The organism is Psychromonas sp. Urea-02u-13 (assembly GCF_002835995.1).
Lineage (GTDB): Bacteria > Pseudomonadota > Gammaproteobacteria > Enterobacterales > Psychromonadaceae > Psychromonas.
Map to the genome: position 1 here is coordinate 16283 of NZ_PJBZ01000041.1, position 24786 is coordinate 41068.

A 24786-nucleotide genomic window follows, 5' to 3' on the forward strand; every position below is an offset into this window, starting at 1 on the left:
TTTGCTTACATTGCCTTTTTCACAGTTTGAACTGTACTAGCATTGCAACCGAGTTTCGTTGCTGTCTTACGGATGCTTAAGCCTTTATCTAACTCTACTTTAATTAGTGAGTGTAATTCACTGTTAGCTTTACGGCCTTTATAAACTCCTTTAGCCTTGGCTTTAGCGATTCCCTCAGCTTGACGTTCTTTTATCATACTACGCTCGAATTGAGCTACAGCACCGAGCATTGTGAGCATCAGTTCATTCATTGCAGTGTTGTTCTCACTACTAAACTCTAAGCTTTCTTTGTGGAATTTTACCGATATGTCATTTGCAATCCATTCTTTAACAAGTCCCTGTAAATCCATCAAGTCACGTGCGAGCCGATCAATTGAATGAACATGTACTGTATCGCCTTTACGTAAGTAACGACGCATCTCTTCAAGTTTAGGTCTGTTAGTTGTTCCTGCACTGCACTTATCTGTAAATGTCTCGTTAAATTCAATTCCAGTATCAGCTAATTGTCTATCTGTGTTCTGCTCAGTTGATGAAACTCGAATATAAGCTACTTGTGACATTATTAATTCCTGTATGCATTAAAGCGTATGGTTTTGCCTCTAGAGATTCGAATTATACGTATGGATTTTTTAAAAGTAAACCCTAAAACACACACTAATCTGTATGCCTTCACTGTACGACTATAGGTATACCCAAACCAATACAAACTGTGGAAATCCAAATTTTATGGAAACCTTGTGATTCTTTGTTAAAGCTTATGCTGATTTAGCAGTAGTAAAACAGTAATGAACTTACATTGTCGCTCACGCTAAAAGAACAGGTGTTTACTTTCACTAAAATCCACCAGCTACCCACTTTTTATCAAATCAATAAACCGAGCAATATAGTTACTCAGTTTATTGGTTCAGGACAAAATATATGAGTGAGTATTCAAGAAGCAACATAGTGCAGTGTGCAAATGAGCCATTTTGTTGTTGAATGCAGTGTTATTAATTTCAATTATTTTCACAAGTACCCTTGTATATCAAAATATCACGGTCATATTAAGGAACATACAATAGGTTATAAAAAAAGATGTTCTTTAATGACGAATTACGAAAGTTAGTAGTGTCTAATATTGATGATAAAACGTGGACTCAAAGCATAATGCTATCAGGAGAGCCTGGCAATGGAAAAACCCTGTTCGCAGAGGTGCTTAAAGAGCACCTCAATGTCCAAGACTGCAATTACCATCGCTATGCTAGCGGGTACGTGCTTCGCAATTTCTGACAAATACGATATTTGTGTTATTTACGATTTATATATCCAAGGGAAGATTAAAGAGAGAAAGATTAGATAATATTAAATACAGGCTTGAAAACCGAAAAAAAGCCAGTATCTATTAAGTACACAAGTGGTTATAAAAAAAGATTCACCCCATTAACTATAACCCGCTCAATAAACGAGCACACTTGGAGGCATAATTATGTCTGAATATGCAAAAATGATTAGCGTTGGTTCTTTGAATGTTGAGATTCAACTGAAAGAATTTTCTTAAGTGCCCTTGCATATCAAAATATCCCTCTCATTTACTATATATCACCAAGTGGTTATAAAAAAAGATTCACCCCATTAACTATAACCCGCTCAATAAACGAGCACACTTGGAGGCATAATTATGTCTGAATATGCAAAAATGATTAGCGTTGGTTCTTTGAATGTTAAGATTCAACTGAAAGAATTTTCTGAAACAAGCACACAGCTACAACAAGTATGTTGCACCTACAAAACTGACGATTGGCCTTTTGGCACTATGGGAAGTGTTGATGCTGTAGCTGATAAAGAAGTTGATATATTTCTATCTACACTTGATGTTAAAAACTTTGAATTAGTTTTTTCATTCCGCTTGGATAATATCAGATGCTTAGTGTACTCAAACGCAGACAGATATGAATCTGACTGGTCTGTTATGGGTGTCATGGGTCATGGTGCTATGCGTTCACGTAACATCAAACAATCCCTACTAGAAAAAGATTGGCTAACATCGCGTGTGGTTGATTTGATGGCGTGGTGGAATGGTGCTGAAATGTGTGCCGATGCACAACTGCTAGCAGAAACTGGATACACTATTGATCGTGTACTTGAAGAATTTGGTGGTGAAGTTCACACAGTCGAAGCGTGTACTGAGTGCGGAAAGTATATTATCCCTGATTCTTTTGGTGATGTAGATAAATGCGTATGTGTGGAGGCGAAATAATGCAGGGATCAATTGAAATTAAAGACCAGTACGGATCAGTGTTTATATACTTGCACAGCTCAGAACGCGATTTAGATGTAAGACTTAAAGACCCAATTAAGTTTGCTTTAAGTACGCGCAGAGCAAGGGATCACGCATATTTTGCTCGCATTATATTAAGTCGCTTAATGAATCAAGATAATGCCCTGTTAGATGATAACGGATACGGCTTAAGCGGAAGTTCGATGGCTAATGATGTGTTCACTATTGATTGCGATGCAGGGACAATATTCAGCTACGATGATGTGTATGATGTTGATTGTTCACTAGTGGATTTTCTAAAGCTTAAGCCGAAGTTTTAAGGAAATTACGGTACTTTAAGCAATTTAGGGTACTTACACTGCGTGCGCAGAAATGGCTGATTTTCAGCCATTTCTGCGCGTTTTTAGCTAAAATAAGCACTGAATCCTGCCAAAAATGAACTACGATTTTCTATTTTCAGGTGAATTCAGTTTTATTTTAAATCTCCTAATACGTCACTAATTTGATTGCTCTTTTGCTCACCAAAACGCGTAAGTTTGTACGCACCCCTTACTAATATATAGTAACGACCTCGTACAAACTTACGCGTTTTGGTGCGTCTCAAGCACAACAGGCTTAGTGGTTAGCAAATACGATCCACTAATAAAATGTTATAATATAAAGTAACGCAATATATTGTTTTACAACTAAATAAGGATGGAAGTTATTAAAATATAGGAACTCAGATATGAACCAGAAAGTAGTAATCAAAAAAGGCCGTAAGCCTCTTCACACAGACAAAATCCCACAAGTAATTGAACTCTTCAAGCAAGGCAAACCAATGCGCCACATTGCCAAAATTGTAGGCATATCAGCACCAACTGTTAGACGTTTACTTGATAACGCAGGCATTACAGAACCAAGTAAGGGCAAGTAATGAACTTAGATTTTAGCAAGCCGTTATATGACGCTCTTATCAATGAAGCAAACAAGCAAGATAAGCCTCTCAAACGCTTAATCACGGATGAATTAAGCAAATTAGTTAACTTAAAAACAGCAAGCACATCAGTCAAGGATGACACTTATGGAAACAACAAAAAACGGTAATGTATACATCTTAGACGCTATAGCAGGTCTAGGAAAAACAACAGCAGTAATCGCAAAAACAATTGAGCAAGCATACTCAGGCAAGCGAGTGTTAATAGTCCAAGAGACAATGGATTTGCTTAAACAGACAGAGAAAGATTTAAAAGCAAAAGCGCGTGATACAGGCTCATCAGGCATCTATATCAATTCTTATCACTCAGGTAATACAGATGCACCAATCAGCGATAAAGTTATTGCTAAAGTGAATAATGGAGAATACAAAAAACAAGTAATCCTAATTACTAAAGAGACATTCTTTGAATCTATGTCAAACGGCTTGAATGGAAGTGATTGTGTTTTGTATTTTGATGAATACTTTTCACCTTTCAATATGACTTCTTTAAGCGTTGAATGGGAATCTAAGAAAGCATTTGAGCACTTATATACAACCAAAGATACTGGTAAATATAAACGTATTAAAGCATCAGCCGAACTTCATAATCTACGTAAAACAAACCCAAATGATTATGCTTATAAAGCTTTTAAGAGCGCAGGAGTAATTAGGGCACTGAGCTCTGATTATATGGAATGCTATTTGCGTGATGGAAAGAAAACTAGTTCGCTATATACGCTTATTACACCTGATATTTTTAAGTCATTTATTGAAGTTACACTTATTGGCGCTAAGTATGAATATCACGAACTAAGCTACTTTTGGAAAGATGCGAACATACAGCTATCACCTCTAATGAAGCAACTCAGAGCAATAACACCTAAATTTAATTTAGCGATTGGATACTTCACTAATCAAAAGTATTCACTAAGTATGAAAACTAGCTCGTTTCAGCAATGCGTTGGTTCTGCTTTGAATTCATACTTTGCTAATGACAATTACATCCTGACTGAAACTAAATCCAATAGAAAATACGACTTGTTATGCGTAGACAAATATTCAGCAAATCCATTTAATAACAATAAAATTACAAAAGGAGCTATTGATATTGGCTGTAAAGTCGCAGGGATGAATTCATATAGCTCTTGCTCTAATGCTGTTTACTTGAACTCAATGACGATGCCTGATGAGTGGTATAAAGCATCAAAAGAAATAATGAACTTTGGCGCACAGGAATTATATGAATTAGAACTTCATGGACATATTTCTTATTATGCTTATCAATACATTTACAGAACGAGTATTAGAAATCCAGAGTATTCAGGAGCAGTTAACGCTGTTGTAGGATCTAGTAAGATTGCTGATGTGTTAATGAACATGATTGACTCAGATAACATTATTATTCAAGAAGTTCCGAATACTTTACCTAAAGAAATTAAAGAGCTAGAGCCATCATTCGCGGCAATGCGCCTTATTGATGAATCAGCCAAGGAAAGTAAAGTATTAGCTAAAAAAGCAATTAAGGACGAGTGTAAGGCACTTGCTAAAATAGCTAGAAATGAAATAAAGAAAGAAGACGGTCGTTTGAGATATAAGAAATCAGCAGGAAGTATTACTAATAGCGAGTTGATTGGCTTAGCTCAGCTAAACGCATACAAAGCAGATATTAAGGACGCGTTAAAAGCAAGTGACAAGCAATACCTAGTAGAAATCACTACTAAAATCCCTAACAAAAATAAAGACATACCCTATATAAAGCGTATAGACAAAAACTTGTTAGGAACAGGACTGGTTGATTCAACTGAAAGTGTTGCGTTACCGCCTGAAGTTACTCAAACAACTAAGTTAACAGAGAACGAACTTAAAATTAAAGTAATAATTCAATCAATGGATACTAGAAAATGATAAATAAAAAGTTGAATAAAATACAGACAAAACCATTACAGCTGAGGTAGTTTAAAACGCCTCAACTGATCATATAAATTGATTTTATAAGGGATAACTACTGGTAAAAACGAGAATTTACACTTCCAAGTTTTATTTTAACTTAATAAAACCCAGCTCATATAATAGAACAAGCGAATCACCATAAGATGTTAGTTCTACATTGTATTCTTGCTCAATCTCATTGAGACATGCATGGAATTCAAAAGCGCCTACTAGGGCATATTCCCCTAGCTCCTTAGCATTCACCTTATAACCAGATACGCACTTTTCCTTGTCTATACCAAGAATTACGAAATCATACCCAGATGATACTTTATCAGCTATACCAATATCATAACCTGTTATTGATAAGGCGATTACCACACCTAGTAATATCAAAATTTTTTGCATTTCACTTAACCTTTACTATTTTATCTGTTATTTGGTAACTTACTTAAAACTAAAAAGTATGTTACCAAAATGGAAAATTAGGATTTACACTACGAACTTTATTGAGTTACATAATTAAATCTAAACACTTCAAATTAGCATAACCTAGTGCGTAGTTACTCTCGTCCTTACTTGCTCCATAACCAACCGAATTAGTCTTATGTAGCTTCTTGGCTGTTATAAGCCTCATTACTTCTCTCGTTCTATAAGTTCTTTATATTCCAGTTCGATCTCGGCCTGCAGGATATCTGCTTTAATAGTGTTTAATTTACCACGGTATAACTTTGACCAATCATCCAAGCGAGTAGCCTCTTTGTATGTACATTCAACCTCTTGCGTTAGTTTTAAATCTCCGCATGGTTCCTTACCTTCAGGGTATCGTGTCGCTTTCACTTCATCCATCACCCCATCATATTGATTAACTTTATCCTTGTTAGATAACTCATAACTAACATGTGTCATAATAACGAGACTAGCAACACCAGCTGCATTTTTGATGCTTAGCTTGTGTATCTGCTTTGCTTTCCACAGATCCTCTTGCGTCGCTTGTGGCTCCTGAACCATGCAACCACTTAGTAATACGAATACCGACACAGCTAAAAGTAATTGATTCATTTTAGAGCCTCTAATTAAAGTGCTTAGTTATGGTGTAATTAATTATTGTATTTGTTGCCTTTTGTATTGACATAACAGCTCCCTTGTAAGCAATTACGTTACTTTCACTAAGATCGTATTCAACATCAACACTAAATGCACCTCGAGCCATTCCGTTAGAGTACTCGCGATAAGTAAATCGAATTTTATCACCAACCTTACCTGTATAAATTAGCTCTTGTTTGAAACTGTCAGGACTATAAATTGCTTTATCTGTAACAACAGGTTTGTACGAAGAACATGGACTAATTCCAAATATTCCAACAAAACAAACCTCACCTGTTTTACCATCAATGTAGATAGGGTACATATAAGGAGCGCCAAGCACTGGAGATTTAACTGTTACCCCTCCATCAGTTCTACTGTACATACCGTCTACGCCATTAATACCTGTTAAGAAATACTCACCAGCAACTATGTCAGCGCCATCACTTGTTGAAGTATCTGAATTCAGAGTGAATGATTTCTTAGTTGTAATCCTTCCTGATTCAAGCATCGATTCGCCTAGGCTAACTGAATTTTTAGTATTAACTTTTGGTGTTTTATGTTCAGTTACTTTTGCTGGAATTCTCTGCGTTGAACTACACGCAGTTAATGACATTACTACGATTGCTAGAATTAATTTTTTCATGCTTTTTCCCAAATAAGATTCAATGTACTTTTAAAAGGGATGATATATTAAAATGTGTTCCACATCACGTTATTATTTACTCGATATCTCTTCGAATCTCTTTATTGAATGTTGTCATGAAGGTATATGTAGTTTGCATTATACTTAATACGGACGGCGGTTCGACTCCTCAACCTGTTACACATTTTGTTACACGAAGTGCTACACAAATGCTATCATCTAGGTTCACAGGCATTAAGAAACAAAGGCTTATAGTGATAGAGGTGGAGATGCGCGTTTCCCCCCATCTCCACCACCTAAAAAAAGATCGTGACACTCATAAACTTAAATTGTTAGTCATTTGATTTCATTAGCATTAAAAATAGCTATTCACTATTTTTACAGCGAATCTAAGTGGCTGCATAAACTCCCGTTTAAGTTTTCCTTGGCCAGTTAAGCACTTCAGCAACACCTGACATGGAGCGAATTATGCGACAGCATAGTGCAATGAGCGCATTAAGCTCTGCGTACGCTTTGTCAGGTGTAAGCTCAAAAGTGCTTAATTGGACAAGATTAGAAAACTTACGGGCAGGTTTCTTTTGGTTCCGTTTTCTTTGTCTGTATGAAAGAAGCTTACTACTTCACACTGCGAAACTGCGTTTCGGTTGTTCATTCGCTACTCGCCTACAGGCGAAACCTCTGATAATTAAGGTTAAATTCAGCCTCAATGAGCGCCAGCGAACTAACAACTCCATAGCGACTTCAGCACTGAGATCCCGGCTAAAAGACTACCGGGATGACGGGGCTCTGCACTGAGATCCCGGCTTAAAAGACTACCGAGATAACGGGATTCTATCCAGAAAGGTCGGGGCTACACAAACACGAATTTAACTGATTTCCATCAGTCCCGTATTCCCCTTTCGCCTTAGGTAACAGAACCTAAAAGAGATAAGCGAACTTAACTATTTTAACTTGGAAAAGTAACTAAACAGGATTACCCTCTTTAGGGTAGAAAAACATGCCCTGAGTAATGCCAATCGGAAGATATAACGACCTGATTAATGATCAATTTTACAGGTTAAATGACCTGTAAGTTCGTGAATGGCATTACCCCCTAAAATTAAATATAGGATGCAACAATGCGCATAAGTTCAAATTTTGATGGTGGCAATATTAACGTCATCAACACTGACAATATCAATGATATTCAGTTAGCGATTCGTCCTGATGAAGGCGATGAATTTTTTCAATGGTTTAACTTTAAACTTGATGGCCATGTGGGTAATGTCTATACGCTGAATATCATCAATGCTGGCAGTTCTTCTTATCCTGAAGGGTGGGAAGATTATCAAGCCGTCGCAAGTTACGATCGCCAGCATTGGTTCAGACTACCAACAGAATATAAAGATGGCATCTTAAGCATTAATGTTGCTTTAGAATGCGACCAAATTCAAATTGCCTATTTCGCCCCTTATAGTTATGAGCGCCATCAAGACTTGCTCGCTAGTGTGCAACAACATTCACTAGTCACACTTGAGCACCTCGGCTTAACATTAGATAACCGAGACATTACACTGGTTCAAATTGGCGATGGCGATCCTCAAAAAGAAAATGTTTGGATCACTGCGCGTCAGCATCCAGGTGAAACCATGGCGGAATGGTTAGTTGATGGTTTATTACATAATCTATTAGACAGTGATTGCCCAAGCGCGAAGTCTTTATTAGACAAGGCCAATTTTTATATCGTGCCAAATATGAATCCTGATGGCAGTGTACGTGGTCATCTTCGCACTAATGCGGCCGGTGTAAATTTAAATCGTGAATGGCAAACGCCAACATTAGAGAAAAGCCCAGAAGTGTATTATGTCGTTGAAAAAATGAAACAAACTGGCGTTGATTTTTATTACGATGTGCACGGCGATGAAGCATTACCCTACGTATTTTTCGCCGGTTGTGAAGGTATTCCAAGTTATACCGACGCGCTTGCTGCAAAACAGAAAAAATTCATTGATGCATTAATGTTAGTGAGCCCTGATTTTCAAGATACCTTTGGTTACCCTAAAGATGCACCGAAACAGGCCAACCTTAGCATCGCTAACAATTGGGTGGCTGAAACCTTCCACTGTTTATCCAATACAGTAGAAATGCCTTTTAAAGACAATGCTCAATTACCTGATGCCCACATGGGATGGTCACCTGAACGTTGTATTTATTTTGGTGAAGCCTCGTTAATTGCGATGAATGCGGTGATTGAATTAAAGAACCCATAACCAAGTAGATAGAAAGTAGTGGCTGAAGTGGCTAAGTAACATTAGCCACTTATTTTGATAAAATACAAAGCGTAAATAAAGATGACTAAATGATAATTTCCGAGCACCCTTCCAAACTGAGCTTGCCACAGATTAACCCCGGCGTAGAGACAGTACTCGAATACCTCATTATTAAGTTTCCCTATATTGATGCACAAATTTGGCATCAGCGAATGACAGATGGCAAAGTGCACCGCCACGACGGCACACTGATCACGGCTAATTCTCCTTTTAAAGCACAACAACGGATTTACTATTATCGAGAAGTCGAAAGTGAGCCCATTATCCCCTTTCAAGAAACGATATTATTTCAGGATGAGCATATTCTGGTCGCTTATAAACCGCACTTTTTAGCCGTTGTGCCAGCGGGGATTTATGTCAATGAATGTTTACAAAACCGCTTACGACGTCGAACGGGCATTAACACCTTACAAGCCGTGCACCGTTTGGACAGAGTGACCGCCGGTTTGGTTATTTTTTCTGTTAACCCTGCAACACGTCATTGTTATCATGCGTTATTTGAAACACGAAAAATCCGTAAAACCTACCAAGCGATTGCTAATATTGGTGGCAATGTTGATGACAGTATTAATGACAATGTTAATGATGATAATAGAAGCTTAATAGGTCAGGAATGGCAGGTTAAAAATCGTATCGTACAATCCCAACCTCGGTTTTGCATGCAGATAATCGAGGGCGAGGCCAACAGCCATTCTGTGATTCGCTGTTTACAACAAACGGCTGATAAAGCGTTATTTGAATTAAACCCTATTACGGGTAAAACACATCAATTACGTGTTCATATGCAATCACTGGGTTGGCCAATACTCAATGACAAATACTACCCAATATTGCAGCCCCTCTGTGCTGATAACTATTCTGCCCCTTTACAGTTACTCGCAAAAGAGCTGCAATTTATCGACCCTGTGACTTTGCAAGCAAGGCATTTTAAGTATGACGGTAACTTGCGCTTGCATGAGGCATAACAAACAACACCAGATTGAGTATTGTTTGAATAAGTTCAAAGGTAATCAACCACGAAGGTGCGAAGTAAAAGAAGAAAGAAGGTCTTTTTTTAATACCCTCTGTGTAACGCTGTAGCTTTGTGCTCGTCTTGCTTTGCTTATCGTCACTACTCAGTCTTAAACTAAATGACTTACAAATTTCATTTTAAACACAACGGTAAACGCGTTTAATTTTAGAATACATCCGCTGGTATTTTCATTCAAAAAAGCATCGTTTCCCTCCTCTTAATAGATGCGTTTTATGCATGTAGTTTATGATTATTTTTCACTATCCACATGGCGCATTGAGGTTTACACTCTATGCATATTCAATTTCCCCTTAGCATTCTCGGAGTCAACGTATGTTTAAAGCACTTATTCTTAATCAACAAGACAAAAATACAACGGCAGAAATTCAACAAATCAATGAATCGCAACTTCCAGAAAACGAAGTCCTCATTGATGTAGATTACTCCTCTTTAAATTATAAAGACGGCTTAGCAATCACCGGTAAAGGTCGTATTGTTCGTGAGTTTCCTATGGTCCCAGGGATTGATTTAGCGGGTCGTGTTATTGAATCAAAAGATGCACGTTACCAAGCTGGCGATAATGTTGTATTAACAGGCTGGGGAGTGGGTGAATCTCACTGGGGCGGCATGGCAGAAAAAGCGAGTTTAAAAGCCGATTGGTTAGTGCCTCAACCCGCGGGAATGAGCAGCAAACAAGCAATGATGATTGGTACTGCTGGATTAACTGCGATGTTGTGCGTTCAGGCATTAGTTGATGCAGGCGTAACACCTGAAAGTGGTGAGATTCTAGTGACCGGTGCCAGTGGCGGTGTAGGTTCAACAGCTGTGACGTTATTAGCACAACTCGGTTATCAAGTGGTTGCTGTAACAGGTCGCGTTGATCAAAATAGTGAATTATTAACACAACTGGGTGCGAGCCGCATTATTGCCCGTGAAGAATTACAAGAGCCAGCACGCGCGTTAGAAAAACAGTTATGGGCAGGCGCAATTGATACCGTAGGCAGTAAGATATTAGCCAAAGTCTTAGCGCAAATGGATTATAACGGCGCAGTGGCAGCCTGTGGTTTAGCCGGTGGTTTTGATTTACCAACCACTGTGATGCCGTTTATTTTACGCGGTGTGAAATTATTAGGCATCGATTCTGTTTCATGTGCTTATGATAAACGTGTTCAAGCTTGGAATCGTTTAGTTGAAATTTTACCGGTCTCTTTTTATGATCAAGCTTGCCGTGAAATCACCTTAGAGCAAACACCTGAATATGCAGATGCCATTACTAATGGTCAAGTAACAGGTCGTATCGTTATCAAGCTGTAAAGCTAGAACGCAAGAAGCTAGTAGCTAGTAGCTAGTAGCTCGAAAGAAGCCCTTAAATCCTATAACAATATAAGATTTAAGGCGCCTCAACACACGTGCGTCTTCTCTCTCTTATTTGCGTAACGCTTGCGCTAACCACTCTTTAAATTGTGTTTTAGGCAGTGCGCCATTGAGTGTATCCACCACTTTACCCTGTTTAAATACCATCAATGTTGGAATACTGCGGATATTATACTGCGCGCCTAATTGTTGCTGCGCCTCTGTATCTACTTTCACAAAACGAGCACCATTCTGCTCTGTTGCGACTTCTGAAAATACCGGTGCGAAATTAGTACAAGGACCACACCAGGGCGCCCAAAAATCGATAACTACAGGTTTATCCCCTTTAATTAAGGCACCTAAATTTACAGCAGTACCTTCAATAGGTGCCCCCTGTAATAAATCCATTTTACAGCGTCCGCAATTCGGTGTTGCGTCAATGCGCTCAGTAGGTAAACGGTTCATTGATTGGCAATGTGGGCAACGGGTTGTGATCATAGTCATTATTAATATCTCGTCAGTAATTTTTATTAGGTTGTATTGGTCTGTACCATCGTTTCTGTAGCGTTTCTGTAGCGTCACTTCTGCGCTAGTTTTTTAATGTCGTCTTGATATTGGCATCTAAGCTAACTGCCACTTGCTGATTAATATAAAACGCCAATTGGCGAATGCCCTGCTCACGTTCAATCTCAGTTTGTTCACTAAAATTAAGGCGCATACAACTTCGATATTTACCCGTAGCAGAAAAAATGGGCCCAGCAGCAATGCTCACCGCCCCCGCTTTACATTGCGAGGCGAGTTTTACCGTGTCGTATTGTTTGTTTAATTCGACCCATAATATGTAACCTCCCTGCGGAAAACTAATACGTGTATCCTGCGGGAAATAACGTTTAATACAGGCAATTAAATGATCCCGACCTTGCTTATATAACAAACGCACACGGCGTGTATGTTTATTATAACCACCTGATTTAATGAAATCGGCAATCGCCATTTGAGGCAAAGTAGGACACATTGAACTGCTGACATATTTAATATGCGTTACTTTATCACGATAACGACCCGGCGCAATCCAACCCACACGAATACCCGGCGCCACTGTTTTAGAGAAAGAGCTACACAGTAAGACACGGCCGTCTTCATCAAAAGATTTAATGGTTCTGGGGCGTGGAGATTGATAACTAATGTCGCCGTAGATATCGTCTTCAATAATGCTAATATCGTAGCTTTGTGCCAATTGATAAAGGCGCTTTTTAGCCTCTTCTGGCATGGTATAACCCATCGGATTATTACAGGTTGGGGTCACTAAAATCGCTTTAATCGGCCATTGCTCAAGCGCTAATTCTAAGGCTTCTAAACTCAAACCACTTTCTGCATTAGTGGGTATTTCTATCGCTTTTAAGTTAGCGGCTTTAATGGCCTGCATCGCACCATAAAAACTCGGTGATTCAACTGCGACAATATCACCGGGCTCAGTGACCGCGCGTAAACACACCGACAATGCCTCTTGGCAACCCGAGGTGATCACTAAGTCATCCGGGTGTAATGCACAGCCCGATGTAGCCGCTAATTTAACAATTTGTTCACGCAATGCAAGTACGCCATTGATATCACCATAGGGCAAACTCAACTCAACATGATGACGCATCAATTCAGTCATTTTTTTAAGCAACGGTTTTAAGCTGACTTCGCTCATGTTGGGCATCGCATGTTGCAGCTGTATGGTGTCCACCCCTTGCTTGGTTAATAACACCTCTAGCACTTCTTGCCATTGTGAAACATCAATAGGCCGTTGCGCGGGCCGAGAGGTTTCTGGTTTAGCAGGAATGGGTGTACTGACAGAGACAAAATAACCCGACTTAGGGCGCGCTTCTATGAGGCTCTCCATTTCTAATTGGTGATAAGCCTGTTGGATGGTTGAAATACTCACGCTGTATTGCGCCGTTAATTGACGAATAGAGGGTAATTTATCACCCACCACAAACAAACCAGCATGGATGTTCTCACGCAGATCGTTAGCCACCTTATCGTATAAATTCATGTTTTTATCACCTAAATTAAACTCAACGATTCTACATTACGTAAAAAAGAGATAAATTTACCATACAGATCTCTCTAAATAGCACAATACAGCGCTATTTTTGTGTATCTGTATCTAAACATTAATTAAATTTGAATCTGTATTGAAAAATAGAATTATTTAAAATGATTATTCAATGAGCTATTACAGGGGAGTTACCATGAATAATTTAAACCAGCAGCCAGTATTAAACAGACTCAAAAGACTAAGCAGACAATATCAAACACGTAAGCAACTACGAAACTTACCCAGCTATCTATTAAATGATATTGCGCTAACAACAGAAAGCAGTCGCACAGAGCTAAAGAAAAATCGCCTTGTGGTATTGTTATTCAATGCGTTAAAAGGAGATTAATATGGAAATTTCATTGTTATTGGCTATTTCGTTGTTTGCCTTTGTTATGTCAGTAACACCTGGCCCGAATAATATTATGTTACTGGCGTCCGGTGCACAGTTTGGTTATCAAAAAACCTTACCGCATATCTTTGGCATTATCTTAGGCATCGCCGCGTTACTGGCCTCTGTGCTATTAGGTTTGGGCTTGATGTTTGAGCGCTATCCACAACTTTATGATGTGTTAAAAGTAGTTGGCTCGCTTTATCTATTTTGGCTAGCTTGGAAAATAGCCAGCGCCTCAACCGATGACAATGCACTGGCCAGCAAAGCACAAAACAGTCGCCCGATGACGGTAATAGGCGCTGCACTCTTTCAATTTGTGAATCCTAAAGCCTGGGCAATGGTGATCGGCAGTATCAGCAGTTTTACCTTAGCCGGCGATCGTTATATCGAATCGGGTTTGTGGATCATGCTTTGTTTTGCATTAATGGGTTTTGTCGCGATCAGTTTGTGGGCTTATCTAGGCGTTGCCATTAAACGCCTATTAACCACCCCAAAACGCAGAAAATCCTTTAACTATACGATGGGTGCAATGACAGTCGCGACGCTGTTTTTCATCTTAAACTAAATGCTATTAGCGCTGAACAAACGGGCTTTCTCTTACATGGAAGAAGCCCTTTATTAGAATAAAGGCATCTGCTCTGAGACCAGTGTTTCAAAGTCAGTATCAACCGCTAAAAAAGGCAAAATGGCATCGGCAATCGGTTTTAATTGTTTATCAATATAATGCTGATAGTCGATGCTTGAATCACGGTATTCTACGGGTTCAGGGCCGTTATGGGTCATAAAATAGGCGATGCGTCCTCGGCGTTGATAACGCAGTGGACGCCCTAATTTTCTATTTTGTGCATCAGCAAGGCGTGCGGCACGTACCTGCGGCGGGACATTTTTAACATAAGCATCAAGGGGACGACGTAAGCGTTTATGATAAATAAGTTGTGCATCTAACTGGCCTGCTTTGAGTTTACTCACCGTATCAAGCATAAACTCGGTGACACTTTGTTGTGAGAAGACTTTTTCAAATAACGTTTCCTGAAACTCTCGCGCCAGTTCAGTCCAATCACTGCGCACACTCTCCAAACCTTTGAAGATAATTTCACTGCCCTGCTCTGTGGTTTTTAGGCCCGCATAACGTTTTTTAGAGCCTGAATCAGAGCCACGTAACGTGGGCATAAAAAAGCGACTAAAACAGGTTTCATATTCAATTTCTAACAGTGATGGCAGGTCAAATTCATCGGCGATTTTCTGCTGCCAATGATCGTTAATAGCCTGAGCGAGCATTTTTCCTTTTTCATCTGCCGTTGTTAATGAATCACAGCCTTTTAACCACACAAAGGTTGAGTCCGTATCACCGTAAATAACATCAAACCCTAACCCTTCAATAAAAGCGCCTGTTTCTATCATAATTTGATGTCCGCGCAGGGTAATAGAGCTGGCTAAACGTGTATCATGGAAACGGCAACCTGCAGAGCCTAATACCCCGTACATACTGTTCATGATGATTTTGATGGCGTGTGAAAAGGGTTTGTTATTCACTTTTTTGGCTTGCTCACGGGCAGCCGTTAAGCGGTCTAATATTTTAGGTAAATGGTGTTTTTCTCGGCTAAAACGCGCGCCTCTAAAACCTGCAATGGTTTCTTCTTCTGGCGCTTTCAGGCCTTCAATCATGCCTAAAGGATCGATTTTAAAGGTGCGAATAATTGAGGGGTACAGTGATTTAAAATCAAGCACTAAGACCCAATCATACAAGCCGGGTTTGGAGTCCATCACAAAACCACCGGGCGAATGCTGCGCCTCGATGTCACCGATATTCGGTGCGATATAACCACTGCGGTGTAATAAAGGCAGGTATAAGTTAGTAAAGGCGGCCACCGATGCCCCCCGTCTGTCGAGTGCGAGCCCTGTTAGCTCCGCACGTTGAATGGCATATTCAACTAAATGCGCATGTGCAAAAATTTTATCCACCAGCAGGCAATCTTGAAGATTGTACGCCGCTAATTTGATGGGAGTGTTTTCATATTGATGCTTTATTTCAAGGCCTTTATCAACAAACACGCTGTTCTCTTCGGTGATTAACTTGCCTTCAGAGAATAGCGCTTGGCTGACAAACTCCAAACTAAAGCTTTCAAAGTGCCAACTACTGTTTCTCAGTTGCTCAATGCCATCTAAGACCACACGACCATTTAACATCAGCGTGCCTTGATCGTCGGACTCTTGATGAGAAAACCAGTGTAGCGGGCTATTATCACGGCCAAGACATAACTTAAAATGATGCAATTTAGCGCGTTCGGCTAATAAACGCATATCGAAGTTCACCACCGCCCAACCAATAATGACATCGGGATCGTAGGCTCTAAACCAATTTTGTAGTGCGATTAAGAGGCTTAATTCATCGGCAACCCAAATAATATTGAGCGTTTCGCAAGGTTGCGCTTCACCGATCATAATCACACAGTTTTCACTGGCATCTTCAACACTCAAACCCACACTGTAGAGCGCTTGTTCAGGACTACATTCAATGTCTAGCGAGACCGTGCGTAACTGACCACTATTTTTACCCGCGCTGAGTTTAGGATTTTGACAACCCCAGTGCTCACCCTGTTTATAAATATCGCCACTGACCTTAACGCTTCCATAAATAAAACGTTCCATTAAATAACGATCACTGACCTTAATATCCGCTTCGTAAATCGCTAAAGCATGATCAGAAAGAGGCTGTTGTAACAGTCTTGAATGGGCCGTCGATAAACTATAAATAGCCACGACATTTTGTTGACTGAAGTTACTTAATGCGAGCGGGCGCACTTCTGCAGCACTGAGTGACTTATTTGCCCAAAGCGCTAAAGCACGGGTTAAATCTTCTTGTTTGATTAAAAAAACAGCACGTAATCCAGTCAGGACCACTTGGCAGGCACCCATTTCACTTTTAATCCACAGAGAAAGCTCGATGCCAGTGGCTGTATCACGTTGTTTACGTGATAATATTAGACCTTCAAATTGCGTTAATTTTTCCATAAAGACTCAAATATTAGAGAGAGCTCAAGTTTAACACAGCCCGTGTAAACACAAAGGTGTGAACTAGTCTATATTAGACTAATAGAGCTAACTGTCTCATTAATCTACATTATTTACACTGAGGATCATTATGATCAACTATCAAACACTTCCCGAAATGATCCAACATGTAGTCAATACCTACACAAATTCTAGTGCGCTAAATTATAAATACCACGGTCAATGGAAATCACTTTCAAGTGAGAAATTCTCTGAAACAATTCGTCGATTAGCCCTTGGTTTACGCTCACTCGGTGTTGACGAATATGACGGTTTTGCCATTATTTCACCCCCTTCTCCACAGTGGGTCATGATTGATCTTGCTATCATGTTGAACCGCGCTATTTCGGTGCCAATGTTTGCTAATGTCTCAAGCAAGCACTTTGCATTTCAGAAAAAAGATAGCAATATTAAGTATATTTTCATTAGTGACAGTAACCTGCTTGATGACAATATTTGCGCAGAGTTAAAAAGTTTTCGTAAGGTGATTTCACTCGAAAATAATTACAACGCAAAAAACGGATTAAGCTTCCAAAAATTACTTGAATTAGGTGATGAATTATCTAATCAACAGCCACAACTCTTTGCCTTAATGCGCAACGCGGTTAAACCCGAAGATGTTGCCACTATTATTTATACCAGTGGTTCAACGGGCGAGCCTAAAGGTGTTGAAATCAGCCACCAGAACCTTATTTCACAAATCAAAGCTACTCATGAGCGTTTTCCGCTAGACCCACAAAAAGATAAAATACTCACTTGTTTACCGTTAGCCCACGTTTTTGAACGTATGGTTGGTTATTATTATATTTCCACGGGGACGCCACTCTATTTTGCCGATGATATTAAAAAAGTAGGTGATTTATTACGTGAGATAAAACCCACGGTGATCACCTTAGTGCCTCGTTTGTTAGAAAAAGTGTACGCTAAAATGAACAGCCGTATCGAGGACCAAAGTGGTTTAAAACGTAAACTCATGAGCAGTGCTTTTGAGCGTGCCATTGATAAAATACCCGCTAAAAATAGTTTATCGGATAAGATTTTTGACAAGCTGATTTATAGTAAATTACGTGCCGCATTGGGTGGTAACTTAACAATGCTAATTGTCGGTGGCTCAGCGCTCAGTGAAAGCATGGAACACTTCTTTAAAAACATCGGTTTTAATGTTTACCAAGGTTACGGTTTAACAGAAAGTTCGCCGGTACTTGCGGTGAATTTCCCGGGTAATGTACGTTATCGCACCGTGGGGAAAATATACCCCGGTGTAGAAGTTAAAATTGCCAGTGATAATGAAATATTAGCCAAAGGCCCTAATGTGATGGTCGGTTATCATAATAACGAGCAAGCGACCAATGAGGTTATCGACAGTGACGGCTGGTTACATACCGGCGATTTAGGATCACTCGATGCTGATGGTTACCTGACGATTACCGGGCGTAAAAAAGAGTTGTTTAAAACCTCTAATGGTAAATATGTCAGTCCGGTGCCTATCGAGCAGCGCTTATGTAAATCTCCGTTAATTGATATGGCCGCCATTATTGGTGAGAATCACCGTTTTGTATCGTGCTTGCTGTTTCCTGATTATGAAAACTTAGATGCGATTCGTGAACACCGTGGTTATGGGGACATGAGTAACAGTGACTTTTTAAATTCCAGTGAAGTTAAACATGAGATTAAAGAAGCCGTTCAAGCCGTTAATGATCAACTGAGCGCCTGGGAAAAAATCCAAAAATACAAGTTTGTTAAGCACCCTATTACCATTGAAACAGGCGAGTTAACACCCACAATGAAATTACGTCGCCATGTAATAGAAGCCAAGTTCAAAGATATCATTGATGATTTTTACGCTTAATGATTCATCACTTTCACCTTGTAGGTGATAAACCCGGCGAGTTAATCTCAAAGTAGTTATCTCGCCCTATTATTGAAAAGTACTACCATTTTTACCCTTAGCCGTTCGATTAATGTTGTCACCGTATATTTGTTGTAAATCGGGAGAGAAGCATGAAAGAAAGATTAGCGATTGTAGAAGGAATACGTAGCCCATTTTGCAAAGCAGGTAGCGAGATGGCTTCCATTGCCCCCGATGACTTAGGGGCTGTGATTGTAAAAGAGTTACTGGCCAAAACAGACATCGATGTGCGCTTGATTGATGAACTCATCATGGGTAATGTCGGCCAGCCTTCTAATGCCTGTAATATTGCCCGTGTGGTTGCCTTAAAAGCCGGCTTGCCTGAAGACCTTATCGCGTATACCGTGCATCGCAATTGCGCTTCCGGTATGCAATCTATTACCACGGGGTTTGAGAAATTACTCGCAGGTAGCGGTGAAATTGTTATTGCAGGTGGCACAGAAAGCATGAGCCAATACCCGCTCAAGTTTGGCAGTAAAATGACCAAGCTGTTTGGCGATTTAATGAAAGCCAAAACAACCCCACAAAAACTCTCCACACTTGCCCAATTTAGACCCGCTTACCTCAAACCTATTATCTCGATTGTGGAAGGATTAACCGATCCTATTTGCGGATTAAACATGGGGCAAACAGCAGAAGTATTAGCGCGTGAGTTTAGTATTAGCCGTGCAGAGCAAGATAGCTACGCATTAAATTCACACTTAAAAGCCGCCAGTGCGCAGCAAAGTGGATTTTTTGAAGATGAAATTCATCCTATTTTATTACCCCCTCATTACAATAATGTGCAAACAACCGATAACTCAATACGTCCCGACCAAAGCCTTGAGAAACTGGCCAAACTCAGACCCTTTTTTGACCGTAGCGCGGGCACCATTACAGTGGCAAACGCTTGCCCGATAACCGATGGTGCAGGTGCTGTATTGGTCATGTTAGAAAGCAAGGCCAAAGCGTTAGGTTATAAACCATTAGGTTACCTAAGAGATTACGCCTATGCAGGATTAGGTCCTGATCGCATGGGATTAGGCCCCGTTTATGCCACCAGCAAGTTGCTCGACAAATCAGGTCTGTCGATGAGTGACTTTGACTTAATTGAGCTTAATGAAGCCTTTGCAGCCCAAGTTATTGCAAACGAGCGCGCCTTTGCATCGGATCTGTTTTCACAAACCTACCTTAATAAAGACAAAGCCATTGGCGCAATTGATAGCGACAAACTAAATGTACATGGGGGCGCCATCGCATTAGGTCATCCCGTTGGCGCCACGGGCACTCGATTAGTGATCACTATGCTCAAAGCACTGCGCGCGAAAAAACAAAACTGTGGATTAGTCACGCTGTGTATTGGTGGCGGGCAAGGTGCTGCATTGGCCCTAGAAGTAGAGTAGAAGTAAGTGCACAGGCCGTTGCTATTTAAGCCCATTTCATCGTTGAAAAATACGCATTTAAAAGACTAAACTGCGCTTTTTCGCCTCGAACTGAGCATAAATAGCTTAGCCCTGAACACTTACAATATAAATTATTATGAGAAATGATCAGGAGTAAGCGTCATGAACTTCAAGTTATCTACAAATACTGAAACAGGTGTTGCCACCCTACTGTTTGATTTTGAAAATGAAAAAATCAACAAGCTCGATGGCAAAACGCTCCTTGAACTTAAAGAGCACCTTACTGCACTTGCCTCTGATAAAAGCATGAAACTGTTAGTCTTTGAAAGCGCCAAAAAAGGCATCTTTATCGCTGGCGCCGATATTAATGAAATAAAAGATATCCGTGGCAAAGAGGAAGCTTACGAAAAGGCACGTTTTGGACAGCAGGTATTACACCAAATCGCGTTATTACCTTTCCCAAGTTTAGCGGTCATTAATGGCGCTTGTGTCGGCGGAGGTTGTGAACTCGCCCTTGCCTGTGACTATCGTATTATTAGCGATGATAAAAAATCGGTGATTGGATTACCTGAGGTGAGCTTAGGTATTATTCCTGGGTTTGGTGGCTGTGTACGTTTACCCAAACTGATCGGTTTACAAGCAGCCTTGCAGTTAATTTTAGCGGCCAAAGTGATAGCGGCTAAAAAAGCATTACGTCTAAAACTCGTTGATGCTATTTATAATCACACGCTTGATCGCGCTTTCATCGATGACTTTATTAACAGCCTGTTAACCGAACCGTTATTTGTCAAAAAAATCATTCAGAAACGTAATAAACCCTTCGCGCAAAAATTATTAGAAGATAATGTATTTGGACAAAAACTCATTTTCAAAAAAGCCCATCAAAACCTGCTCGCCAAAACCAAGGGGCACTACCCTGCTCCCTTTAAAGCATTACAAGTCATTGAAAGCATAACCGATATGTCCATAGACGACGCCTTAGAAGAAGAGTTACGAGGATTTTCAGAGGTCGCTATCACCGATATCAGTAAAAACTTGATCCAACTGTTTTTCACCAGTGAAGCCCTGAAAAAAGAGACAGGTATAAACGATAATAGTATTACCCCACAAGTCATGAATAAAACGGCAGTATTAGGCGCAGGCGTGATGGGCGGTGGTATCGCGTGGTTATTTTCTAATAAAGATATTAACGTACGCCTTAAGGATATTGAATGGGGAGCGGTCGCTAAAGGTTATCAAACGGCCAATCTGTATTATCAGCAGATGAAGAAGTTTCGTAAAATCAAACCGAATCAAATTCGCTACAAAATGAACCATATTGCGGGCTGTGTTAATTACAATGGTTTCCAGCAGATTGACCTTGTTGTAGAAGCGGTTGTTGAAAATATTAAAGTAAAAAAAATGGTGTTAGCAGAAGTAGAAGCGCAACTACCAGAGCATGCTATTTTAGCTTCAAACACTTCAAGCCTTTCTATTACGGAGATGGCAGAAGGCTTGAAGCGTCCTGAAAATATGATTGGTATGCATTTCTTTAATCCCGTTAATCGTATGCCCTTAGTTGAAATTATCCCCGGCGAAAAAACCAGCCAACAAACCATTGCTAACACAGTAAAACTCGCTAAACAACTTGGTAAAACCCCGATTGTAGTGGGTAACTGTGCAGGTTTCTTAGTGAACCGCATTCTGATTCCGATGCTTAACGAAGCGGCCCTAATTTTACAAGAAGGCGGTAATGTACTGGCTATTGATAAAAGCATCGAAGCGTTTGGACTGCCAATGGGGCCGTTTGTACTAGCTGATGAAGTGGGTATCGATATTGGTTTTCATGTCGCCACTATTTTAGAAGAAGCCTATGGACCACGCATGAAAGTAGCGGGTATTTTCCACCCTATTTTTAATGAAGAAAAACTATTAGGTAAAAAATCGGGCACCGGTTTTTATCAACATATCAAAAAGTCAGCACCCCGCTATAACAAGAACATCGACACACTTTTAACTTTTTATCGTTCAGAAAATAATATCAGCCCACAGCAGTTTAATCATGAACAGATAGTTGATCGCTGTATTTTAGTGATGGTCAATGAAGCGGTGCGCTGTTTAGAAGAAGGCATTATTACTAATCCTGCTTACTTAGATATGGCAATGTTAATGGGTACGGGTTTCCCTGCCTTTCATGGCGGACTATTAAAATATGCCGATAACCGAGGGTTAAAAAATGTCTGTGACACACTAACAAAATTAAGCGCGCTTTACGGTGAACGTTTTAGCCCTGCGCAGTTGTTAATAGATAAAGCGAACAATCAGCAAACATTTTATGAGGGAGATGCACAATGAATAAACAAACAGATAACGTTAAAGAGCAGCCTGAAGAGCAGTCTGTTATTGATACCTCTAAAATGAATGCGGATAAAGCAGCTGCTATGCAACTTGCAGAAGCGGCCCGTGATAATAACCTACAACAAAATAGTTTTGCCGGTCAGCTATTTATGGGCAATTGCCAAACCGATCTCATTTTTCCTTTTCCAACACAGAGTCCTGAAGAGCAAAAAATAGGTGATGATCTTGTTAAAGAGGTCTGTGAATTTTTGATTAATCACCTTGATGGTGAAGAAGTGGACGCAACACAAATCATTCCCGATGAGGTTATAAAAGGATTGACTGACATGGGCCTGTTTGCCATGAAAGTACCTAAAGAATATAACGGATTAGGACTCTCTCAGGTTAATTATAATCGCATCATGATGGCGGTTTCCGCGCATTGTGGCGCGACTGCGGTTTTATTAAGTGCGCATCAATCGATTGGTGTGCCACAGCCGTTAAAAATGTTTGGTACAAAAGCGCAGAAAGAAAAATACTTACCGCAATTTCGCGAAGGCAAGATATCCGCTTTTGCGTTAACCGAGCCTGAAGTCGGTTCAGACCCTGCCAAAATGGAAACCACCGCAACCTTAACCGAGGATGGAAAACACTATTTAATCAACGGTATCAAACTCTGGTGTACCAATGGATTAATTGCCGATGTATTAGTGGTGATGGCACAAACCGCCCCTAAAATCTTAAAAAGTGGTAAACAAGTCAAACAGATCACCGCCTTTATTGTAGAAAAAGAGATGGGTGGTATGGAGGTATTACATCGCTGTGACTTTATGGGTATTCGTGGCATTCAAAATGGGTTAATGAAATTTACTAATGTAAAAGTGCCCGTTGAAAATATCATTCTCGGTGAAGGGAAAGGCTTGAAATTGGCCCTCGCAACCCTTAATACCGGTCGTTTAACACTGCCAGCGGCCTCTGCCGGCATGGGAAAATACTGTTTAGCGGTTGCCCGCGATTGGGGTAATGAACGTGTGCAATGGGGTATGCCCATTGGTAAACACGAAGCGGGTGCCAAAAAAATCGCCTTTATCGCCTCAAGCACTTTTGCCATGGAAGCCGTTACCTATTTAACCTCACATATGGCGGATGATCCTAAATTGGACCTGCGCATTGAAGCGGCCATGGCAAAACTGTTCTGCTCTGAACTCGCCTGGGAAGTGGTTGATACCACCATGCAATTACGTGGCGGTCGTGGTTACGAAAAAGCCTCTTCATTAAAAGCCCGTGGCGAGAAACCCTACCCGATTGAGCGTCTGATGCGTGATTGCCGCATTAACCGTATTATTGAAGGCACCACGGATATCATGAAGCTATTTTTAGCGCGTGAAGCGATGGATCCCCATTTAAAAGTAGCAGCCGATTTACTTAAGAAAAATGTGCCTGTCGGTCAAAAAATTCAAGCTGGCGTAAAATTAGCAGCCTTTTACAGTAGTTGGTATCCAACACAATGGGTGAATAGCTCATTATGGAGTTCACACCCAGAGCTTGGAAAACTCGCTAAGCATATCTCTTATGTTGAAAGTAGCGCGCATAAATTAGCGCGTACGATTTTCCATTACATCGGTTTATATCAAGATAGATTAGAGCGTAAGCAACATATTTTAGGTTTACTGATGGAGATTGGCACTGAGCTATTTGCCATATCGGCCACCTGCTCCTTTGCAAAATCCAAACTTGATAAACAACCTGACGACTTAACACCTCAGTATCTTGCGGATGTATTTTGCTTAAACAGCAAACGAAAAATAGATAGATTGTTTGACGAATTAACCAATAATGATGATAACAAAGAGAATAAACTCGCCAGAAGTGTCTTAAATGGCGAAATGAAATGGTTAGAAGAAGGCGTGCCTTGGGTTGATTATTAACCGTAGCGAGGGTTGAAATTTAATCACTAATATTAGCCTAACAAGCTGATAACTTGGTTCGATTTCCGCTACTCGAACCAAGTTTCACATCTACTAAATCAACCTATAATGGTTGATTTTTTGTTTCTGGCTCCCATAAAAATTCATTTTGGCCAATTTTTAGTACGCAC

The 24786-nt window shown here is 40.1% G+C and carries 21 protein-coding genes; 14 read left to right on the forward strand and 7 right to left on the reverse strand.

Going from position 1 to position 24786, the window contains the following annotated elements; translation table 11 throughout:
* Nucleotides 1-5: 5 nt before the first annotated feature.
* Nucleotides 6-560 (reverse strand): recombinase family protein, encoded by a 555-nt coding sequence (locus CXF74_RS03805; protein WP_101081078.1) that lies wholly within the window; start codon nucleotides 558-560, stop codon nucleotides 6-8.
* A gap of 1097 nt (nucleotides 561-1657) precedes the next feature.
* Here CXF74_RS03805 and CXF74_RS03815 point away from each other — a divergent pair.
* The 5 genes from CXF74_RS03815 (at nucleotide 1658) to CXF74_RS03830 (ending at nucleotide 5120) form a co-directional block, all read left to right on the forward strand.
* Nucleotides 1658-2236 (forward strand): hypothetical protein, encoded by a 579-nt coding sequence (locus CXF74_RS03815; protein ID WP_101081080.1) that lies wholly within the window; start codon nucleotides 1658-1660, stop codon nucleotides 2234-2236.
* Nucleotides 2236-2577 (forward strand): hypothetical protein, encoded by a 342-nt coding sequence (locus CXF74_RS03820; RefSeq protein ID WP_101081081.1) that lies wholly within the window; start codon nucleotides 2236-2238, stop codon nucleotides 2575-2577. Before CXF74_RS03815 ends, CXF74_RS03820 begins: the two co-directional genes overlap by 1 nt.
* A gap of 407 nt (nucleotides 2578-2984) precedes the next feature.
* Entirely contained in the window at nucleotides 2985-3173 is a 189-nt protein-coding gene (locus CXF74_RS03825) for a helix-turn-helix domain-containing protein (RefSeq protein ID WP_101081082.1), read from the forward strand.
* The gene (locus tag CXF74_RS21900; RefSeq protein WP_157822325.1) at nucleotides 3173-3343 is read left to right on the forward strand and encodes a hypothetical protein; all 171 of its coding nucleotides are present in this window, start codon (nucleotides 3173-3175) and stop codon (nucleotides 3341-3343) included. Before CXF74_RS03825 ends, CXF74_RS21900 begins: the two co-directional genes overlap by 1 nt.
* Nucleotides 3321-5120, forward strand: a complete 1800-nt coding sequence (locus CXF74_RS03830) for a DEAD/DEAH box helicase family protein (RefSeq protein ID WP_101081083.1) — start codon at nucleotides 3321-3323, stop codon at nucleotides 5118-5120. The genes CXF74_RS21900 and CXF74_RS03830 overlap by 23 nt, the downstream gene beginning before the upstream one ends.
* A gap of 132 nt (nucleotides 5121-5252) precedes the next feature.
* Here the strand turns inward: CXF74_RS03830 and CXF74_RS03835 are convergent, their stop codons facing one another.
* The 3 genes from CXF74_RS03835 to CXF74_RS03845 all read right to left on the reverse strand — a co-directional run bounded on the left by CXF74_RS03835 (nucleotide 5253) and on the right by CXF74_RS03845 (nucleotide 6876).
* Nucleotides 5253-5552 carry a hypothetical protein gene (locus CXF74_RS03835; protein ID WP_101081084.1) on the reverse strand — a complete coding sequence of 100 codons (300 nt, stop codon included), beginning with the start codon at nucleotides 5550-5552 and terminating at the stop codon, nucleotides 5253-5255.
* Nucleotides 5553-5780: 228 nt separating this feature from the next.
* The gene (locus CXF74_RS03840; RefSeq protein WP_101081085.1) at nucleotides 5781-6206 is read right to left on the reverse strand and encodes a hypothetical protein; all 426 of its coding nucleotides are present in this window, start codon (nucleotides 6204-6206) and stop codon (nucleotides 5781-5783) included.
* Nucleotides 6207-6216: 10 nt separating this feature from the next.
* Nucleotides 6217-6876, reverse strand: a complete 660-nt coding sequence (locus CXF74_RS03845) for a hypothetical protein (RefSeq protein WP_101081086.1) — start codon at nucleotides 6874-6876, stop codon at nucleotides 6217-6219.
* 1118 nt (nucleotides 6877-7994) lie between these two features.
* Here CXF74_RS03845 and CXF74_RS03855 point away from each other — a divergent pair.
* The 3 genes from CXF74_RS03855 (at nucleotide 7995) to acuI (ending at nucleotide 11511) form a co-directional block, all read left to right on the forward strand.
* Nucleotides 7995-9125, forward strand: coding sequence for a M14 family metallopeptidase (locus CXF74_RS03855; protein ID WP_101081088.1), 1131 nt, complete (start codon nucleotides 7995-7997; stop codon nucleotides 9123-9125).
* 89 nt (nucleotides 9126-9214) lie between these two features.
* Nucleotides 9215-10150, forward strand: coding sequence for a pseudouridine synthase (locus CXF74_RS03860; RefSeq protein WP_101081089.1), 936 nt, complete (start codon nucleotides 9215-9217; stop codon nucleotides 10148-10150).
* A gap of 380 nt (nucleotides 10151-10530) precedes the next feature.
* Nucleotides 10531-11511 carry an acrylyl-CoA reductase (NADPH) gene (acuI, locus tag CXF74_RS03865; RefSeq protein WP_101081090.1) on the forward strand — a complete coding sequence of 327 codons (981 nt, stop codon included), beginning with the start codon at nucleotides 10531-10533 and terminating at the stop codon, nucleotides 11509-11511.
* Between the two features lie 111 nt (nucleotides 11512-11622).
* Here acuI and trxC read toward each other — a convergent pair whose 3' ends face one another.
* Both trxC and CXF74_RS03875 read right to left on the reverse strand, forming a co-directional pair.
* Complete coding sequence (trxC, locus tag CXF74_RS03870) at nucleotides 11623-12054, reverse strand: thioredoxin TrxC (RefSeq protein ID WP_101081091.1); 432 nt, start codon at nucleotides 12052-12054, stop codon at nucleotides 11623-11625.
* Between the two features lie 85 nt (nucleotides 12055-12139).
* Nucleotides 12140-13591, reverse strand: a complete 1452-nt coding sequence (locus CXF74_RS03875) for an aminotransferase-like domain-containing protein (protein ID WP_101081092.1) — start codon at nucleotides 13589-13591, stop codon at nucleotides 12140-12142.
* A gap of 199 nt (nucleotides 13592-13790) precedes the next feature.
* Here CXF74_RS03875 and CXF74_RS03880 point away from each other — a divergent pair, with 199 nt between their 5' ends.
* Both CXF74_RS03880 and CXF74_RS03885 read left to right on the forward strand, forming a co-directional pair.
* Complete coding sequence (locus CXF74_RS03880; RefSeq protein WP_198552768.1) at nucleotides 13791-13985, forward strand: hypothetical protein; 195 nt, start codon at nucleotides 13791-13793, stop codon at nucleotides 13983-13985.
* Nucleotide 13986: 1 nt separating this feature from the next.
* Nucleotides 13987-14595: a LysE family translocator gene (locus CXF74_RS03885; protein WP_101081094.1), complete on the forward strand. Its 609-nt coding sequence runs from the start codon at nucleotides 13987-13989 to the stop codon at nucleotides 14593-14595.
* A gap of 53 nt (nucleotides 14596-14648) precedes the next feature.
* On the opposite strand, the gene CXF74_RS03890 is transcribed toward CXF74_RS03885, so the two are convergent.
* A complete protein-coding gene (locus CXF74_RS03890; protein ID WP_101081095.1) occupies nucleotides 14649-17042 on the reverse strand; it encodes a DNA polymerase II in 2394 nt (797 codons plus the stop codon).
* Between the two features lie 130 nt (nucleotides 17043-17172).
* Here CXF74_RS03890 and CXF74_RS03895 point away from each other — a divergent pair, with 130 nt between their 5' ends.
* The 4 genes from CXF74_RS03895 to CXF74_RS03910 all read left to right on the forward strand — a co-directional run bounded on the left by CXF74_RS03895 (nucleotide 17173) and on the right by CXF74_RS03910 (nucleotide 24616).
* Nucleotides 17173-18930: an AMP-dependent synthetase/ligase gene (locus CXF74_RS03895; protein ID WP_101081096.1), complete on the forward strand. Its 1758-nt coding sequence runs from the start codon at nucleotides 17173-17175 to the stop codon at nucleotides 18928-18930.
* Between the two features lie 152 nt (nucleotides 18931-19082).
* Nucleotides 19083-20372 carry a thiolase family protein gene (locus tag CXF74_RS03900; protein WP_101081097.1) on the forward strand — a complete coding sequence of 430 codons (1290 nt, stop codon included), beginning with the start codon at nucleotides 19083-19085 and terminating at the stop codon, nucleotides 20370-20372.
* Nucleotides 20373-20534: 162 nt separating this feature from the next.
* Entirely contained in the window at nucleotides 20535-22706 is a 2172-nt protein-coding gene (locus tag CXF74_RS03905; RefSeq protein ID WP_101081098.1) for a 3-hydroxyacyl-CoA dehydrogenase NAD-binding domain-containing protein, read from the forward strand.
* Nucleotides 22703-24616, forward strand: a complete 1914-nt coding sequence (locus CXF74_RS03910) for an acyl-CoA dehydrogenase family protein (protein ID WP_101081099.1) — start codon at nucleotides 22703-22705, stop codon at nucleotides 24614-24616. The genes CXF74_RS03905 and CXF74_RS03910 overlap by 4 nt, the downstream gene beginning before the upstream one ends.
* Nucleotides 24617-24786: the final 170 nt, after the last annotated feature.